22 protein-coding genes are annotated in these 17,151 nt (G+C 30.5%); 12 read left to right on the forward strand and 10 right to left on the reverse strand.

From position 1 onward, the window contains the following. The first annotated feature begins 209 nt into the window (after positions 1 to 209). Positions 210 to 818 (forward strand): SLATT domain-containing protein, encoded by a 609-nt coding sequence (locus BLT46_RS09280; RefSeq protein WP_090409535.1) that lies wholly within the window; start codon positions 210 to 212, stop codon positions 816 to 818. Further along, positions 781 to 2,067, forward strand: coding sequence for an SMODS domain-containing nucleotidyltransferase (locus tag BLT46_RS09285; protein WP_090409536.1), 1,287 nt, complete (start codon positions 781 to 783; stop codon positions 2,065 to 2,067). Before BLT46_RS09280 ends, BLT46_RS09285 begins: the two co-directional genes overlap by 38 nt. Before the next feature lie 170 nt (positions 2,068 to 2,237). On the opposite strand, the gene BLT46_RS09290 is transcribed toward BLT46_RS09285, so the two are convergent. The 6 genes from BLT46_RS09290 to BLT46_RS09315 all read right to left on the reverse strand — a co-directional run bounded on the left by BLT46_RS09290 (position 2,238) and on the right by BLT46_RS09315 (position 5,085). After that, positions 2,238 to 2,660 carry a hypothetical protein gene (locus BLT46_RS09290; protein ID WP_143021887.1) on the reverse strand — a complete coding sequence of 141 codons (423 nt, stop codon included), beginning with the start codon at positions 2,658 to 2,660 and terminating at the stop codon, positions 2,238 to 2,240. After that, entirely contained in the window at positions 2,650 to 3,123 is a 474-nt protein-coding gene (locus BLT46_RS09295; RefSeq protein ID WP_090409539.1) for a helix-turn-helix domain-containing protein, read from the reverse strand. The genes BLT46_RS09290 and BLT46_RS09295 overlap by 11 nt, the downstream gene beginning before the upstream one ends. Positions 3,124 to 3,126: 3 nt before the next feature. Then, complete coding sequence (locus tag BLT46_RS09300) at positions 3,127 to 3,651, reverse strand: hypothetical protein (RefSeq protein ID WP_090409541.1); 525 nt, start codon at positions 3,649 to 3,651, stop codon at positions 3,127 to 3,129. Positions 3,652 to 3,760: 109 nt separating this feature from the next. Beyond that, positions 3,761 to 4,111 (reverse strand): hypothetical protein, encoded by a 351-nt coding sequence (locus BLT46_RS09305; RefSeq protein ID WP_090409543.1) that lies wholly within the window; start codon positions 4,109 to 4,111, stop codon positions 3,761 to 3,763. Positions 4,112 to 4,114: 3 nt separating this feature from the next. After that, entirely contained in the window at positions 4,115 to 4,909 is a 795-nt protein-coding gene (locus BLT46_RS09310) for a relaxase/mobilization nuclease domain-containing protein (RefSeq protein ID WP_317040929.1), read from the reverse strand. Beyond that, complete coding sequence (locus tag BLT46_RS09315) at positions 4,906 to 5,085, reverse strand: DUF3853 family protein (RefSeq protein WP_090409547.1); 180 nt, start codon at positions 5,083 to 5,085, stop codon at positions 4,906 to 4,908. Before BLT46_RS09315 ends, BLT46_RS09310 begins: the two co-directional genes overlap by 4 nt. A 345-nt stretch (positions 5,086 to 5,430) precedes the next feature. Between BLT46_RS09315 and BLT46_RS09320 the strand changes: the two genes are divergently transcribed. Then, positions 5,431 to 5,934, forward strand: a complete 504-nt coding sequence (locus BLT46_RS09320; RefSeq protein WP_090409549.1) for a hypothetical protein — start codon at positions 5,431 to 5,433, stop codon at positions 5,932 to 5,934. Positions 5,935 to 5,950: 16 nt separating this feature from the next. Beyond that, positions 5,951 to 7,468 (forward strand): RNA-directed DNA polymerase, encoded by a 1,518-nt coding sequence (locus BLT46_RS09325; protein WP_090409550.1) that lies wholly within the window; start codon positions 5,951 to 5,953, stop codon positions 7,466 to 7,468. Positions 7,469 to 7,509: 41 nt separating this feature from the next. On the opposite strand, the gene BLT46_RS13250 is transcribed toward BLT46_RS09325, so the two are convergent. Together BLT46_RS13250 and BLT46_RS13255 are read right to left on the reverse strand one after the other, a co-directional pair. Continuing rightward, positions 7,510 to 7,779, reverse strand: a complete 270-nt coding sequence (locus tag BLT46_RS13250) for a hypothetical protein (RefSeq protein WP_245722971.1) — start codon at positions 7,777 to 7,779, stop codon at positions 7,510 to 7,512. A gap of 26 nt (positions 7,780 to 7,805) precedes the next feature. Next, a complete protein-coding gene (locus BLT46_RS13255; RefSeq protein ID WP_245722972.1) occupies positions 7,806 to 8,234 on the reverse strand; it encodes a hypothetical protein in 429 nt (142 codons plus the stop codon). A gap of 618 nt (positions 8,235 to 8,852) precedes the next feature. Here BLT46_RS13255 and BLT46_RS09340 point away from each other — a divergent pair. The 4 genes from BLT46_RS09340 (at position 8,853) to BLT46_RS09355 (ending at position 11,999) form a co-directional block, all read left to right on the forward strand. Further along, the gene (locus BLT46_RS09340; RefSeq protein ID WP_245722973.1) at positions 8,853 to 9,563 is read left to right on the forward strand and encodes a hypothetical protein; all 711 of its coding nucleotides are present in this window, start codon (positions 8,853 to 8,855) and stop codon (positions 9,561 to 9,563) included. Positions 9,564 to 9,781: 218 nt separating this feature from the next. Beyond that, positions 9,782 to 10,597 (forward strand): class I SAM-dependent methyltransferase, encoded by an 816-nt coding sequence (locus BLT46_RS09345; protein WP_090409556.1) that lies wholly within the window; start codon positions 9,782 to 9,784, stop codon positions 10,595 to 10,597. Between the two features lie 293 nt (positions 10,598 to 10,890). Next, a complete protein-coding gene (locus BLT46_RS09350; protein WP_090409557.1) occupies positions 10,891 to 11,322 on the forward strand; it encodes a hypothetical protein in 432 nt (143 codons plus the stop codon). 140 nt (positions 11,323 to 11,462) lie between these two features. Then, positions 11,463 to 11,999, forward strand: coding sequence for an O-acetyl-ADP-ribose deacetylase (locus BLT46_RS09355; RefSeq protein WP_090409558.1), 537 nt, complete (start codon positions 11,463 to 11,465; stop codon positions 11,997 to 11,999). Between the two features lie 36 nt (positions 12,000 to 12,035). Here the strand turns inward: BLT46_RS09355 and BLT46_RS09360 are convergent, their stop codons facing one another. Both BLT46_RS09360 and BLT46_RS09365 read right to left on the reverse strand, forming a co-directional pair. Then, the gene (locus BLT46_RS09360) at positions 12,036 to 12,491 is read right to left on the reverse strand and encodes a hypothetical protein (RefSeq protein WP_090409560.1); all 456 of its coding nucleotides are present in this window, start codon (positions 12,489 to 12,491) and stop codon (positions 12,036 to 12,038) included. A 5-nt stretch (positions 12,492 to 12,496) separates the two neighbouring features. After that, positions 12,497 to 13,042, reverse strand: a complete 546-nt coding sequence (locus BLT46_RS09365; protein WP_090409562.1) for a Panacea domain-containing protein — start codon at positions 13,040 to 13,042, stop codon at positions 12,497 to 12,499. Positions 13,043 to 13,536: 494 nt separating this feature from the next. Between BLT46_RS09365 and BLT46_RS09370 the strand changes: the two genes are divergently transcribed. From BLT46_RS09370 to BLT46_RS09385, 4 genes are all read left to right on the forward strand, one after another. Next, positions 13,537 to 13,818: a hypothetical protein gene (locus tag BLT46_RS09370; protein WP_090409563.1), complete on the forward strand. Its 282-nt coding sequence runs from the start codon at positions 13,537 to 13,539 to the stop codon at positions 13,816 to 13,818. 152 nt (positions 13,819 to 13,970) lie between these two features. After that, the gene (locus BLT46_RS09375; protein WP_090409565.1) at positions 13,971 to 14,696 is read left to right on the forward strand and encodes an HNH endonuclease; all 726 of its coding nucleotides are present in this window, start codon (positions 13,971 to 13,973) and stop codon (positions 14,694 to 14,696) included. An 80-nt stretch (positions 14,697 to 14,776) separates the two neighbouring features. Beyond that, positions 14,777 to 15,820 carry an SMI1/KNR4 family protein gene (locus BLT46_RS09380; protein WP_090409567.1) on the forward strand — a complete coding sequence of 348 codons (1,044 nt, stop codon included), beginning with the start codon at positions 14,777 to 14,779 and terminating at the stop codon, positions 15,818 to 15,820. A gap of 99 nt (positions 15,821 to 15,919) precedes the next feature. Continuing rightward, complete coding sequence (locus BLT46_RS09385) at positions 15,920 to 17,014, forward strand: hypothetical protein (protein ID WP_090409569.1); 1,095 nt, start codon at positions 15,920 to 15,922, stop codon at positions 17,012 to 17,014. The last annotated feature ends 137 nt before the right edge of the window (positions 17,015 to 17,151 follow it).

Below are 17,151 nucleotides of genomic sequence, written 5' to 3' on the forward strand. Positions count from 1 at the left end.
AACGACTATTTAATTCTTCAACTTTTGTAATATTGAAATGCTCTACCAAGTACTCAGGTAGGATTAGTTTTAGTATTTCTTTGCTATCCATCATGGTGCAAATATATTATTTTACAACTTCCTCCCCAACTTTTGTGCTTGATCCGAAATTTATATGCATGGTCTTTCGAAAATAGTAATGATATTAAATAATATAATTAATTGACACTGTGGATAAATCAAAATTTCTAAACACTATAGCCCAAAAAGGATATGATATAGGATTTGGGGCGAAAAAAAACTTTGCTTCTTTCGACATACTAAATAAACTACCTACATGGATAGGATTCATTTCACTAGCAATAGGTATAATACAAATTGCTTATGACAATCTTCCTTTAAACAAGGAACTTTCAATTTTATTAATTTTTATAGGAATTGCAATTATTTATATTGAACCATTTAGAAATAATATTGAACAATTTGAAAGCGAAGGAGTAAGATTAACAAAGTTATTTAATAAACTAAGGGATTTGTATTATTCTGTAGAAAGTGATAGTAATTATAGTTATTACCAGTATGAAAATAAATATCAAGATATTCTGAATGAATTTTACAGTAATTCTATAAGTAAACAAGTGTTTATGTCACAATGGTTTGCTCATTTTAAGTTCTTTTATGAATTACAAATAGATTGGATAGATAAGGAATTAAAGTTTAAATTCTTTAAAGATAAGATTCCCAATTCTTTAAAAATCTTTTTTTTTATAACATTTCTCTTAATAATACTATTCTTAATTTATGGACACAGAACAAATATTTCAAGATTTTTCCAATAATTTAATTGTAAATAATCAAAAAAGTATTGAAAATAGATTTGGACTTATAATTCAAAGATTAAATAGTGATTTTCATAATTTAGAATCTAAGACTGAAAATGGGATATATGTTGGAAGTTACGGTAGGACTACTGCGATAAATGGAGTTAGTGATCTTGATTTAATATTTGTGTTACCTGATATCTTATACAGTCAATATAATGATAGACAAGGCAATAAACAAAGTCAACTATTACAAGATGTTAGAGATTCTATTAAAAAAACCTACCCTAGTTCAAAAGTTAGAGGTGATGGTCAAGTTGTAGTCATTGAATTTAAAAATGATTTTATTGAAGTATGCCCGTGTTTTTTAAAATCTGATGGAAGTTATACTTTTCCAGACTCTAATAATGGTGGTACTTGGAAAAAAACAAACCCAATTCCCGAAGCACTAGAAATAAATAATTACAATAATCTATGTAACAAAAATCTTATCATTTTATGCAGATATATTAGAGCTTGGAAAAACAAATGTGGTGTTAAAATAGGTGGATTGTTGATTGATACCTTAGTTTATGATTTTTTCAAATCGGATACTAAGTACAAAGAATATACTTTTGAATATCACCACTTATTAATAAAGGATTTTTTCGAATATTTAGCAAATTTAAATGACAACAGAGTATACTGGTATGCTCCTGGTAGTAATCAACATGTATTTAAGAAAAATTCAAATTTTAGATCTAAAGCTAAAAAAGCTCTGAAAAATATAGAAGAAGCTATTGGGAAAAAAGATAACAAAACAGTTTACGAAATTTGGCGTAGAGTTTTTGGCAGAATCTTTCCATATCCACAATCTATTAAAGAAGTTAGTTATAATTATTCTTTATCTGAAGAATATATTGAAGATAAATATCCTCTGAATATATCTAATACTCTAAGAATAGATTGTCTTGTAAATCAATCCGGATTTAGAACAGAATTATTAAGACAAATTAATTTTTTAAGAAAGAAAAAAGAATTAATTTTTTATATTGATAAAACCGATGTTGTAGCACCTTTTGAAGTGTTATGGAAAGTAAAAAATGAAGGAGAAAAGGCTAAAGAGAAAAATTGTTTAAGAGGTGGAATTATTGATTCCAATATGGAACATAATAAGAGAAGAGAGAATTCAAACTTTGAAGGCATGCATTTTGTTGAATGCTATATTATAAAGAATGGATTTTGTGTTGCTAGAGATAGAATTGATGTACCTATAAGTGATGAATAAAACACATTGCGAAACATTTAATAGCAAAGATGTAAAGAATGCTTTTCGAGTAGATTGCAAAGTAATGAGTAAGTATTAAAAGAAAATATTTAGTTTAAAAAAGAACCTTTAGATTCATCTCTAATAATTTAAATTATGATAAAAATTGACATAAAAAAAGTAACTAATTTTTAGTTACTTTTTTTATTAAATATTAAATCTTCTTGAAAAAGTTCACCTAGTTTTATAGGAGGTAGTATAAGTTTAGAAAATTCAGTATTGGCTGTTTTTGCCATTAACATACCTCTTGTTGCTCCCACTACAATTTCACCTAAACGACATAACTTTGCTGTCTCAATAATTATAGCTTCTTCTTTAATAAAATCATTCCATGTATTTTCGTCAAAACCAAAATAAAAAGTTGATTTTATTTTTAAAATTATATCACTATTATTTTCAAACTTAACACTATGACTTAGTGCTAGTCTCTCATCTTTAATGTTAATTTTAACTTCTATACCTGTCTGAATCTGTAGTTCGCTCGAATTTTCAGGAAAAAATTCATCAAACAGTGCAAACTCTTCTATATCTCCCTTTAATAATTTAAATTTCATAGAATTTATCTTCAAGTTTAATTTTGTTAAACTTCATTTTTTTACTCAAAGCATTTTTGGGAGAAAAACTATTCAGTAGTTCATTCATCCCACTTTGATCTTTAATCGTTAAATTAATTTGTTTTATTTGTACATAATCATCTATACGGATATAAACGGATAAACTTTCTTTTTGACTATATATTTCTCTGTTTATTAGATTTATTTTAAGTACTTCTTCTATTTTTACAAGAGTTGAAACCTTATAATCATCTCCTTTCAACATTTTACTAATACTCTGAGGAGTTATTTGGAGAAGATTAGCCAAATCTTGTTGATTTAAATTTTGCTTTTTTAACTCAAAGAAAATTTTAAAAGCAATTTTTTTTACTGTATGTTTTAATATTAAGTCAGAGTCAAAATCCTCTTCATGATAATGTGTAGATAAAGAATCTAAGTTAGATGTGTTTATTAAATCTTTCATATTCTATGATTCTAAATAGTTATCAATAATATCTTCTTCTAAAAATTGTTTGCTAATTAAAAAATCTCGGCATTGATCTAATACAATTAATTCTTCAGTTGTATCTTTATGTTTTTCCATTCTTAAAGTGAATTTTATAGCTCCACCAGTTATTATAAAAGAACTATTTTTAATTCTCAAAGCATAAAGTCTAAGTTTTGATAATCTATTCTCGCTTTTAATAAACACTTTCATTTTTGATTCCTCAAAGCGAGTAATTCTTTGTTTATAATTCTGTAGGCTTTCGAAAATTTCATATAAGGTATTGCTTTCGCACCCACACTTTATAATCTGACGAAAACTTTCTCTATCAGAGAAAATTTCATTAAAGAATTGATCAATATCTTTTTCTTCAATAGAATTTTCTTTCGCTTTTGTATAAATATGCTCAAAATCTTGCCAATCATCCAACTTTTGAGTATAAATATCTTTTTTGTTATTTTTTACAATTGCAAATAATCTTTCTGCAAAGATACACCTTATATCCATAAAATCAACCTACAGGCTTATTAGTCTTTAGTTAAAAAAATATTAATCGAATATAACAAAAATCATTTAAAACAAACAAGGTTTAAATGATTTTTGTTATATTAAATTTTCAAAGAGGGAAACGTAATATAATAATTATATAAATCTTTAAAAATAGACTAATTATAATTATCAAGTACAATAACCTATTAGAACTGCCTGCTTTATGAAATTTTAAAAATTCTTCATTGTTTTTTGTTATCTCTCGATGAAATTGTTCAAATTCATTCTGTAATCGTTGTCGTTGTTCTTTTTCTATCTGTCGAAGTTCAGCAACATTTACTTTTACTTTGATATTGCTCAATTCCTTGATAGTATCTAAATTAGCTTTTTCACTTTGCTTTATCGTTTGTTCTAATTGTATGACTTGCTGAAGTAATATTTCGGTCATATCCGTGAGTTTAGGTTGGTTCTTTGCCATAGTTTATCTTTTTAGAGTTCTTCGTTTGCGTTTTTTCTGTTCATCATCTTCATCGTTACCGCCAAATTGTAAAACAGATAGCATACTAAATAAAATAGATGTATCTGTTTTCCAATTCTGCATTTGCGGTTCGCTTAATTCTTGATTGGTAAATAGTTTATTTATTTCATCTTTAGGCTCTGAGCTTACAGTGTTTTTAAATAACTCATTTAACTTAATATTTCGATCAACCTCACTTGCTTTTAAGTTTGTATTCGTTGGTAAATGAATAAAGCGATACCCTTGAATATTACCCTGTTTATTTATCGTAGGCTTAACCTCAATTTCTTTTTCGAACATTAAGCGAATGTACTCTTGTAAATCATTTGGCTTCTGCTTTAAAACTTCCCTGTGAGCTGATTTAATAGCGTTTTTAGCTATTAAATTAGTATTGTTAGCTCTTTGCTTCTTGTTCTTATTTTCTTGTCGTATTGAAGTCCATCCGTATTTAAGTGCTATTTCGTGAGCTATTCTTTGAGCTTCAAACCCAATGTAATTATCTTTTAATACCTTTCCGTTTTCATCTATGCGATTGGCGATAATGTGAATATGCTTGTGCTCTTTTTCTGTATGAACAAAAGCAATGTATTGAGCTTTAGTAGGATCGATTTGTAAACCAAGTAAAAACTCAACTGCTAATACTCGTAAATCTCTATCACTCATCTTTTGACTATCTGCAATGGTTGGAGATATAACAGCCGATATTGTGTTGTTGTTACATTTACTATTGTAATTTTGTTGACAGCAGATATACTTCAACCAAATAATTCGGCTATACCTCGTATTCCATAAACGTAACGTTTACTAAGGATGTCTTTTGATTGATTAGTAGAAGAATGAAGGGATTCGTTTACAGTTATTTCTTTTAATAAGTTTAATAACTCTTGTCCTGTCATTTGCCAAACAGGCTTTTCTTTAAATTCGTTTAAATACATGTTATAAAGTTTTTTAGGTTATACAATTGTTGTGTTCGAACATTGTAAAACTACCTATCAAACTCTGTGATAGTATGTGATTAAAGAATAAAAAAAACAAATTAATTTATTGACATTAAGATTATTGTGTATTTAAAAGTCTTTTAATGTGTGATTGGTTTTATAAGATGACTTTATAGCATCTAAAGATCCTTTAAACTTATAATTAATATAGAAATATGTATAAATATTAGCAAACTTTGGTTTTATAGACTCTTTATTCTCTTAATAGTTAGGAAATGATTAAATTCACCTGATTTTGAAATAATAAAAATAAAGTAATTATAATTTTTTAAATAGTTATAGATGATAAATTGGTTAAATCAGAGATATGACACTTCTTTTACAGAAAATAATATACAAAGCATTAAAGATTTTTTATTAATATGGAATCTATTTGAAGGTAAGTTTTTTGAAACAAGTTTTAGCATTGATAAACTAGAAAGGATATTAAAAAACACAGATATCGATATTAATTGTTTTCTACCTTATTTAGAGTATTTCAAGAATCGTTATGTTAATCAGGAAGATAATACGATTAATGAACGATTCCGTTTTTTACATTTTAGAAGAAATAATAGAGAAGATTTTGTTACAGAGGTGCTATTAAATAATAAAGACATACCTATTTATATAGAAACTAATACTCAATATGAAATAGTTTTAGCGATATCAATAATTGTTTATAGGTTTCGAAATAATCTTTTTCATGGAATAAAAAACATTCAACATGTCGCTCAACAAGAAGAAAATTTTGTGACAGCAAATGGTTTTTTACGAACTATAATTGAAACAATAGAAGATAATTAATTTAAGGCTTATCAAAATGAGAGATTATAGTAGTTACATAGATGAAATTTCCGACATTGATTTATATGAAGGCTTGGTAGGATATGGTCTTTTTGCAGAAAAGATACCAGATTTCTTAACTAGTATTGATTTTTTAGATTTTACTAATTCAATGACTTTTCCGATTAACAATAAACCTAAAGATTTTATTAGATATTCAAGCATGAGAAATATCAATATACTTAGACCTATGGCAATTCCGGAACCCTTTGCTTACGCTAATCAAGCTAAGTATTTAGCCAATAATTGGGATAAATTACAGGATTACTTCTTTGAAAAAACTAAAGATGATACATTTAAAATTAGTCGTATTCATCTACGTAAACTAAAGAATAGATCAGAATTGTTTGAAATGAATTATAAGAATTTCTCAAAAGATGGTGATCCAGAACAAGATATTGTTATAAAAAGTAAATATGTTGCATTAGCAGATATATCAAATTGCTTTCCAAGTATATATAGCCATTCAATATCTTGGGCTTTAGTGGGGAAAAGTATTGCTAAGTCTAAATCAAGTGACCAAAGTGAATGGTTTAATATAATTGATTTTAATACACGTAACTTAAAACATGGAGAAACTAATGGTGTTTTAATAGGTCCGCATTCCTCTAACTTGATATCTGAAATATTACTTGTCTCAGTTGACAATGAGCTTAGTAAACAAAAATTCAATTATATTAGAAATATAGATGACTATACATGTTATGTAAATTCATATGAAGAAGCCGATAGATTTTTTCTTTGCTTATCTGAAGAGTTGAAAAAGTATGAATTATCTTTAAATAGTAAAAAATCAAAAATAATCCCTCTCCCTCAAGCAAGCGTTAAAAAATGGGTTACTAAATTAAATCATTTTAATTTTACTAATACCTATCAAGTTGATAATGTAGAAGCGATTAGAGTTAAAGAGCTAAAAGGATTCATTGATTTCGCTATTGAATTAATGTTAAACGAAGATTCTGACGTTTCAATTCTAAATTATGCAATTAAGATTATTTCTAATAAACACTTAGATAAAAACGCGAAAAATTATTACATAAAGCAAATTCATCATTTGGTTTTATTGTATCCTTATTTAGTACATATATTAGAAAGTAAAGTATTTGAGCCTCATGACATAAGTAAGGATATTATTAGCAATATGGCTCACGATTTATATATATATGGAAGTAAAAAGAAAATATATGAGGCTTGTTCTTATGCTATTTATTGGGCTATTAAATATGATTTTAAACTTGAAATTCCAACGATCAAAAAAGATGCTATTGATTCTTTAGATTGTATCTATTTAATGATAGCTTACTTATATGATAAGAAACATAACAAAAACGCATATTTAAAAGAATATAAAGAACTTTCTAAGTCCTTGAAAATAGATGATTTTGATAGGTATTGGTTATTTATCTATGAAACATTGCCACATACTGAATTATCGGATAATTTTAAAGCTTTAAAAAAGAAGAAAGTTTCTTTTATAAAGAAAGAATTTCTTTAAATAGAGAAGATTATATGTATGTTGACAACGAGACTATAATATCATTTATGCCCGTAAGATTTGATTGTACTGAGTTTTAAATTAAGCTCAGTACAGACAAATTCTCTCCATTGGTCTTTGATTTGTTTGTCAACTTTATCCGTATAAGGCTTTAACTCTTTAGCAAACTTGGTTACTTGCTTAAAAGACTGCGTAAAAGGAGCTTTAGGTTTTCTTCTATTTAAAATAAGATAGAAGTCTTCAAAACTCAAATCATTAGTTGTGAAGCATTGCATCAAGATACACTCCTCATAAAGAAGGTTAACTTGCATACTTGTAAAAATATCATCGTCTAAGTTTAATCGTTCCTATAGAAAATAGGGGGTAATCCAACCTTTGGCTTTACTGATAAAACTTTTAACAAACTACAATAGTCAGTTAGTAGATGAGTATTCTTCTTTTCAAATTGGAGCTTTTCATTTCTAATTTTATCTAGTTCATTTTTAAAGTATTCAATGTCTACTTCGTTAAGATTCTTAGGCACTTCTAAAGGAATTTCCCTTTCTTGTACATGTTTTAAATCTTCAATAGCAAGTTTAATCTTGTCATCAAATAGATGTGATATATAAACCTTGTGATATAGTTTATATAAATCTAACCTTTGTATTTGGGTATTATACTCTTCAAACAATAAATTAAGCTTGTCTATAATTAAAACGATGTTATATAAAGCTCCTTTTGAGAAGTTGTTAATCACGTTATTGGACAAAATTCTTTCCAACAGCATCTTTACGATTTAAATGACGAAATCCTAATTATGCAAAAACAAATAAACAAATCCGTAGACTAAGAAAAAACGTTAAATGCTAAATTAGAATTAACTAAACAATTAAATAGACTTATTGAAGAATCATCATATGCCATGATAAAAAACAATCTTGATAGCGAATTATCCGATTTAATCAATTTTGTTTGTGAATTGGGAAAACAAAAACTTGATATGTTAGTCGCTTATAAACAGTATCAGAATGATTTTTATCTTAAAAGATTCCATGACTTAGATAAAATCTATTTATCTATATATTTAAAAGTAAAATCGAAAGAATAGAATTACACAAAAAGACCTCGCCTTACTTAATTATAACAGATACCAAATGTGAGGCTTTTTTCTTCTATCTTAAGAGTAGTAAACAATCTATACTAAAAATCCCCCCCCAAAACGTATCTTGTTTTCATTTACCCCTAACAAACAAATCCCTATTTTAGCAAAACAAAACCAACACCACAAATGGACAAAAAAGCTAAAAACATCCTATTCAAAACCTATTGGAAAAGCGGATGGATAAACGTAAAAGATAGGCAAACAACCCCTGACGATCTGGCCTATGCCAAGGCAAAAGGACTAATGTTTGACCCCCTAACTATTTCCCACGATACCTGCTTAGACCTCATAGCCAACATACTCCCTACCATCTCAACACAACACGTAGCCAAAGCATTCCTAAGCAGCCTATCTACCAGACGCTTAGACTGGCGCTCTGGCGTAGCCTCTTACTTCATTGCTAAGCAACTAACGCCTCACAAATACACCAAGGCGATTAGCGGACAAAGCTATGATCTAAACGGAAACGTAACACACATAAGCTATACGTGTGGCATATGCAGAGATTTGAAATACGGAATTATTGGCGATGAACACTACGTTGATAAAGACTTAAACGTATTGAACTTTGAAAGAATAAAATGGGGCGGCGTAAGACACGGCGAACTTGTCTACACCTTGTTTGACCTTCAACAACTGCAAGCGGCAGACATCCCAGAACCGACAATAGAGGACATCGAGATTTTCAAAAATATACTAACGGTTATCGAAAATTCTCAACCAAACGACTATCCAAGTGCGTTAGAAAAAAACCTCGCGTCAGTTGTCAAATCAACCAAAGACGAACGCCAGATACTAATCGAAATATTAGCGTGTATCGACATCTTAAAACCTGCTTCTTATGACAGACCAGTGAAAGGAAAACACGATTGGACTTTTGTTACTTATTGGCGTGGAGAGGATAAGTACAATAAAGACGCTTTAAAGCAGTATTTCGGCAAATATATAATCTAACCCTTTCTAAAGAAACTAATAGCTTACAGCGCATTTATATACCTAACTTGCCACATTATAAGCAAGTGCTACATCTCAAGCAACGTTACTTAATTTACTGTTTGCCAAACGCATTAATCTTTTAATAGAAGATTTTAACTACATTAGCACATTGCCACTAACCTACTGATTGTGTGCTTATTTATACAAACGGTTGGCCGGTATTAAACCCATACCAAATGAACGTAGAACAGAATTATTTAGAAATAAACCGACAGTCTTGGAACAACAGAACGGATACGCACTTAAAGTCTGAATTTTATAATCTTGAGGGATTCTTGAATGGAAAAACCTCTCTAAATAAAATTGAACTGGACTTATTGGGCGATATCACAGGAAAAAAGATTCTACACCTGCAATGCCATTTCGGACAAGATACAATCTCGTTGAGCAGATTGGGCGCTAAGGTTACGGGGGTTGATTTGTCTGATAAAGCCATTGAAAGTGCCAAACAAATAGCGGCTGATACAAACGCTAACACGCAGTTTATTTGCTGCGATATTTACGATTTGCCTAATCACTTAGACGAACAATTCGACCTTGTTTTTACGAGTTACGGCACCATTGGTTGGTTACCCGACTTAGATAAATGGGCTCAGGTTATTTCCAAATTCTTAAAGCCAAACGGACAATTTGTGTTTGTCGAATTTCACCCTGTGGTATGGATGTTTGATGATGATTTTGACAAAATTGGTTACAGATATTTTAATTCAGGGGCCATCGTCGAAACGGAAAACGGAACCTATGCGGATAAAGAAGCAGACATCTCTCAATCGTACGTTATGTGGAATCATAGCTTAAGCGAGGTTGTCAATAGTTTAATCCGCAATGGCATTGAAATTAACACTCTTGACGAGTTTGATTACTCGCCTTATAATTGTTTCAACCACACCGTAGAATTTGAACCTCATAAGTATAGAATAGCCCATTTAGACAACAAAATTCCAATGGTTTATGCAATTGTAGCAACCAAAAAAGCAGCTTATACTTTGTAGATAAAATCAGTACTGTTGAGACTTTTCACAACGTCAAAACCAGTATAAATGTATCTCCTAAAAAGTCATTTGCTTCAAAAAGTATAAGGTACGTTTCTAAAATAACAAACAACCTCCTACCAAAGAGGTTGTTTTTTTTGCTCTCTACTCCCCTTCACTCAAATTATCAAGCAGTTCACTAAACACAACCTTATTATCCATTAAATATCAGTAAATTAGAAGAAAAATAGACTACTATACAGCAATTTAACGCTTTTAAACTAACCTGTATTTATTGATAAAACGAGTAAATTATGCATACAAAATTCAAACTATTCTTAGGAGTAGCCGCTTTCTTTTTAATGGGTTTACAAACAGCCTCAGCGCAAATCTTTCAAACGAAGACGAACATTATCCAAAAATACGGTAGCGATTACACAGCACATACTGCAAATGACAACACAAAGTATATTACATATAACGATGAAATTCAAACCGAAGACAGAGGTACATTCACGCAAACGATTGCGATGTACTTTGTTGAACTTGACGACAAAACAGAAATGTGTTATATGTTTAAAATTTTTGTTCCTGAAACAGAAATAAATACGCTTAAAAGTTACATAAGAGAAAACTTAGTACAAACCGATACAGCAGAATGGAAAGACTATGACAACAAAATGTTGTACCAAATAACAACTGGAGCAGGCCTTTGTGTACTAACGGTTGTTTATAACGAAGATTAATATTTCAACCAACGGAACCATACACACTAAATTCAACCTATCCTTAGACGTTACTGCTTTCTTTTGAGTAAAATTTAAAACAACCACAAATAACCTCAAGCACCAAAAAAAACTATTGCTAAGCTAAATACCTTACATAAATGAATACACTAAAAAGTAAAATTGAAATTATAAAAGGCGACATCACAACCTTGGCTGTTGACGCTATAGTAAACGCCGCTAATAGTTCCCTTTTAGGAGGTGGCGGAGTTGATGGAGCAATTCATAGTGCGGGTGGATCTGAAATCCTTGAAGAATGCAGACAAATCGTTGCTAAACAAGGCGGATGTAACACAGGAGAGGCTGTTATCACTACAGCCGGAAAAATGCCTGCTAAATACGTTATCCATACCGTAGGACCTATTTGGCATGGTGGCGATGATAACGAAGCAGAGAAGCTTAGAAACTGTTACCACAACTCTCTAACACTTGCGGTTGAAAACGGCGTTAAAACAATTGCCTTTCCATCTATCAGTACAGGGGTTTACCGTTTTCCAAAAGAAGAAGCCGCTGAAATTACTGTAAATACGATGTTGGCTTTTTTAAAGAACAACGACCAAATCGAAAAGATTACCATTGTCAGCTTTAATTACTACAACTTCAGAATACTTGAAGAGGCTTTAGAAAGAGCACTATAAATTAATCGAATAAAAAAGAGAGCGTAATAGCTCTCTTTAATTTAATTTATATTCTTTCAATATTTTAGGTTCAATAATAGGCGAAGATTTAACTAAAGTAAAAAGTTTTTCTAAATCCTCTGGTAAAACTTTACCTAAAGCTCTTTCCGGTTCTTTCATTAATAAATCATATAAACTTTGTCGATCAAACTCGAACAATTCACTACAATCTATAAAACTATCGTGGTCTAAGTAATCGTTAGCTTGATTTTTTATAGGATATTGTAACTCTAATAATTCTTGACTATTAATAATATTAAAATTCACATTAGTATTAATAAATACAGATCCTACGTAATTTCCTTCATCATTTATTCCTAAAATAACAAATCTTTTCTCTTTTGGAGGATTTGTATGCGAAGTAAAACATTTAATTACGTTACCAATTTCTAAATTAAAATTAGCTATTTCTTGCTTTATTCCTTCTGGAAAAAAATCCGATAACCTTCCCATTTAAACTATGCAACAACTAATTGCGAATTTTCTTTATTCTCAATAATATATTTAATCATCTCCTCATTTGCACCACCTTCTGTTGCAATATCTAAAAAATTCATATAATCATCTCTATTGGCATTATTCCACGCATACTGATGAGACTTTGATGATAATTCTTCAAAAGTTAAAGAGTAATTATCTCTAATTGCATCTTCTATACAGACAATATTTGATTTAGATAATTCATCAAAGTCAGGTTTTTCTAACGCACTAACTATATAGCGATCCTTTACTTCAAAAGCATTTACAAAATCATTATAAGATTCTTGCTTTGGTAAATCTCCTCTTACAATTTTAAATAAATCATATAACTTCGATGGAACTGGTCCATTTTTCATTGCGACATAATCATCATTCAAAATGAATCTTCCATACTTAGCCAGATGATTTCTTTCTGCGAAATATAAAATCTTAAATATTTTCAACAAATCAGTTTCTCCAATATTATTTATAATAAATAATACCGAAGCTTTTGCTTTTTCAATATTAAAGTTCGTTTTTTTCATAATAATTACTGTTATATAAATTCAACAAAAACTAAATCTATACAAATTATATTGCAAAGTTACAAAATAAAATCTACAAAATTAAAAAAACAAGACTATCACTAATAACTAAGCTTTCGTATTACCCATAGGTTTAAAGATAAAAGCCCTTTGTAAACGAGATAGTTAAACAATGAATACCAAAAGAAAAGAAATAAACTAAACCGCAGAGAACTTAATGCCTATTGTATTTGTTTCGAAGTATAACAATTAAATATACAAGCAGTAACTTTAGGATTACTGCTTGTTTTGTTTGAACATATAATAAGAAATTAAATATTGAATAAATATATCAAAATGTTTAAGCTTTTTAATCAAAACTTCGCTACAATTCTAAAAACAAACACCTCAATTTTTAAAACATATAAAGTAAAAACGTCCTCCTCCTCTCTCCTTTGCCGTCAAAACTCAAAAAGAGTGCATACCTTTACATTATAACCCAAAACTAATTCTCAATGAAAAAGCTTATTTTATTTGCAATTATCACCTCTACTTTTTCAGTTTTTAATCCCTTAAAAGCGAAAACTAATACACCGATAGCAGTAGAAAACAATACGCGAAAAGAATATGCTGAAGGATGGAAAAAAGGCTATTGTGAGGGCTGGAAAGACGTAAAAGGAAAACACGCTATTTGTCCTGCTACACCACATACTCCAGTTCCTGAAATGGGTAAAAAAAGTTACCAAGATGGGTACAATAGAGGTTTTAAAGCAGGTATCAAAGCCGCAAAACGATAATATGATTTACTAATATCACCGAAAGGAGAAACGACTTGTTTCTCCTTTTTTTATCCCCCTACACTGGCAAAAATAAAAAGCTCTTGCCTACATACCTACAATATTGTAAGTTTAGACATTACAAACACAGCACCTTATTAACTACTATAAAAATGACAAAAGAACTATCTACTTTCGAATGGATTGAAATTCTTCAAAACCCAGAACTCACAAATAACTTTGATTTAGATATTTTCCAAGCTTTATATGCATTTGAAAACCATCAAGCTCCCGCAAGTCAAATTGGAAAAATTCTTGGATTTACAGGAAAAAACACTTCAGGGTCACTAAATTTAGAAATCGGTAGATATGCCAAAAGAATTGCAAAAAACTACGATATCAACTTTACTATAAGACAAAATAAAAAATATAAATATTGGGACATTTTTTTTAACGGCTGGGATGAACCTCCCTTTTTTATTTGGCAATTAAAAGATAACTTAAAAACAGCATTAGAAGAAACTTGTCAAACAGATAAACTAACATTGCCAGAAGAATTAGACATCAATAAATCTGAAACATATACAGAGGGAATTAAAAAGACTATCATAGTTAATAGTTACGAAAGAAATCCAAAAGCACGAAAAGTATGTATTGAACATTGGAAAGCAAAATGCGTAGTTTGCAATTTTGATTTTGAAAAAACATACGGAGAATTAGGTAAAGATTTTATTCATGTTCACCATTTAAAACAAATTTCAGAAATTGGAATTGAATACCAAATCGATCCTATAAATGATTTAAGGCCAGTTTGTCCAAACTGTCATTCTATGATTCATAAAACAAATCCTCCTCTAAAAATTGAAGATTTAAAAGCAATTATAAAAGATAATAGTTAGCAGACTACTGTACCTAACAATAGAAGAACACAACTGTATTTTTCTTCCATAACATCAGCAGCCTTAACCCCAACACTCCAATGATAGACAAGAATTTACATAAATTACAGCAGCAAATAATAGACGAAACAGACGGAAACAAATTCGCTAAACTCATCCAAAAGCTATTGAAAAAATACGCCACAGCAGAGAGAGAATACGTCTTAAACCTATTGACCACTTATGTGCAAAGCGGACAAATAGTGCATTGGCGAAACTTCTTACTGACTGATATTATCAAACTTGTAGGTGATAGTGAAACCAACTACATCCCCTTTTTTGAATGGTGTATCACCCAACCCGCATTGACCTATTGGGGAATAGACGGATTGCTTAAAACTAAAGGAAAACAGGCATATCCTGCACTAATCGAACTGATAAAAAACGAACAGATTGAGCTATCTATCCGCGCTAAGGCTATCAAAAGTATCGCGGTTTACAGCAAACAAGCATTCGACCGAGAGTTGCCTAAAGACCCTGGATATTGGAAATTAGACAACCTAAGAATAGCAGAAATAGAAACTTGGCAAAACAACGGTTGTCCTGACGGAGATGGATATGCCGAACCTAAAACCCACCTTTCATTGCTATACCCAACAACGGAACTTGACAAAACAGCGGCTAAGCTCAACAATAAACTTGAAAAGCTAAGAGCCAAACACCAAGATTTGTCAAACCCTACCAATTGGCTCATTATTGCCAATGAAACAGATATTTCAACGATTGAGAACAAGTGGCAACTACCCCAAAATTACCTGTTGTTTCTTAAAAACTTCTCGCCTTTAAATGTGTATATAGACAACAAAAAGTACTTTCAAGGCCTACATCTATATGGCGCTGGCGAACTACTAAGCAGGCAAGACGGATACGCTTTTAACCCTGTAACCAATCAACCAATTGCCGATTGGCCTACTAACTATATCGTCATTGCAGACGCTGGTGCTGATCCGTATTGCATTGATATCAATCAAATCACAGACCACGACGCTCCTATTTACACAAGTATGCACGGAACTGGGCAATGGGAGTTTGAATTATACGCGGATAGTTTTCTTAGCTTTTTAAAGGAAATCGCGGGGAAATAACCGCTATAATAGATAAGCAGTAAGCACGAATTTTACAGTATGAGCGCTAACAAAAATCGCCTATTCTAATTATTAGGAGGTGCAAAACAAAAAACAATTATGAAAAATATAGACAGTATAAGCCCATTCAAAATAACGAATCAAACAACCGATTTTGGTTTACTTACAACTCTTTTAGCTGAAGTTGAAGTATCAACCAAAAATAGTATTTCAATAGATGACAAAACGTTGATGGCAAATTATATTTATAAAGAAAACGACACCTATAATTTAGTCTACACCCTCATTGACGCAAACGGAAATACGGAGAGTTTTATAGAAGAAGACGGCATATTACCTACCTTATTTTTAAGCCCTAATCAGGAGAATTACGTGTCGATTGTTCCCTACCACCCTACTAAAGAATTAGAAATTAGCATTCCTATTTTCAATAGAGAAAATACCGAATTACCAAAGGGCAACCGACCTTTTGAAGGTGATTTCATAGGTGTATCTAATCAGTTTTCTATCTTCTATGACGTTGATTTTTGGTCAGACACAAAACCAGACAAGATGCTGTCGATTGAATTTAAAAACAACCTGATAAAAAAGAAACATAATGTCAAAATTCCACTTCCAAGGAACAACAAAATATTCATTAACAACAATGAAATTCACCTGCTTACGGATAGCGGAAACACTTGGTTACACAGGCAAATTGACGAAAAAGGAAAAGAGCTAAAACAGCGTAAATTACAGTTAACCCAAGACAACTTCCACCAGATACTCAACCTATCGTTTACAGAAGACTCTCATTTAATAACACAAAAAAAAGGAAAAGTAAGCATTGAAAAAATAGACATACAAGGCAATTGTAGAAGCATTGATCTCATCGATATAAAAGATCCTTTTTACAATACGTGGCAACCTCTAAGCCTATCAGAAAACACGTCAATCACCCAATTCAACGGAGAGTTTGGCAACGGTTGGTTCACAATACAAAACGATCAACTCTTAGAGTTTTTTTACAGCAAAGGACAAAAGGGGTATAAGAATTTACTGACAAATGAAGTCTTACCTATGGACAGTGAAAACCTGGCTATTTCAAGTATAAACAAAACGAAACAGAACAGCTATGCTGTTGTATTTTACCCAATGACGGATCACCCAACTAAAAACAAAACGATCCTTGTTTTAAATCGCGTTGTGGGATAAAAATTTATGACACCTTGAAACACAATACATATAATACAATGTGCTTCAAGATAATACAAAAAATGAGTTGTAAAGTAATTCTTTACAACTCATTTTTTTTTTACTTTTCATTAAGCTATTTATCATTTTCGAAAGGT

The sequence above is a fragment of the Myroides phaeus genome (assembly GCF_900099675.1).
GTDB lineage: Bacteria > Bacteroidota > Bacteroidia > Flavobacteriales > Flavobacteriaceae > Flavobacterium > Flavobacterium phaeum.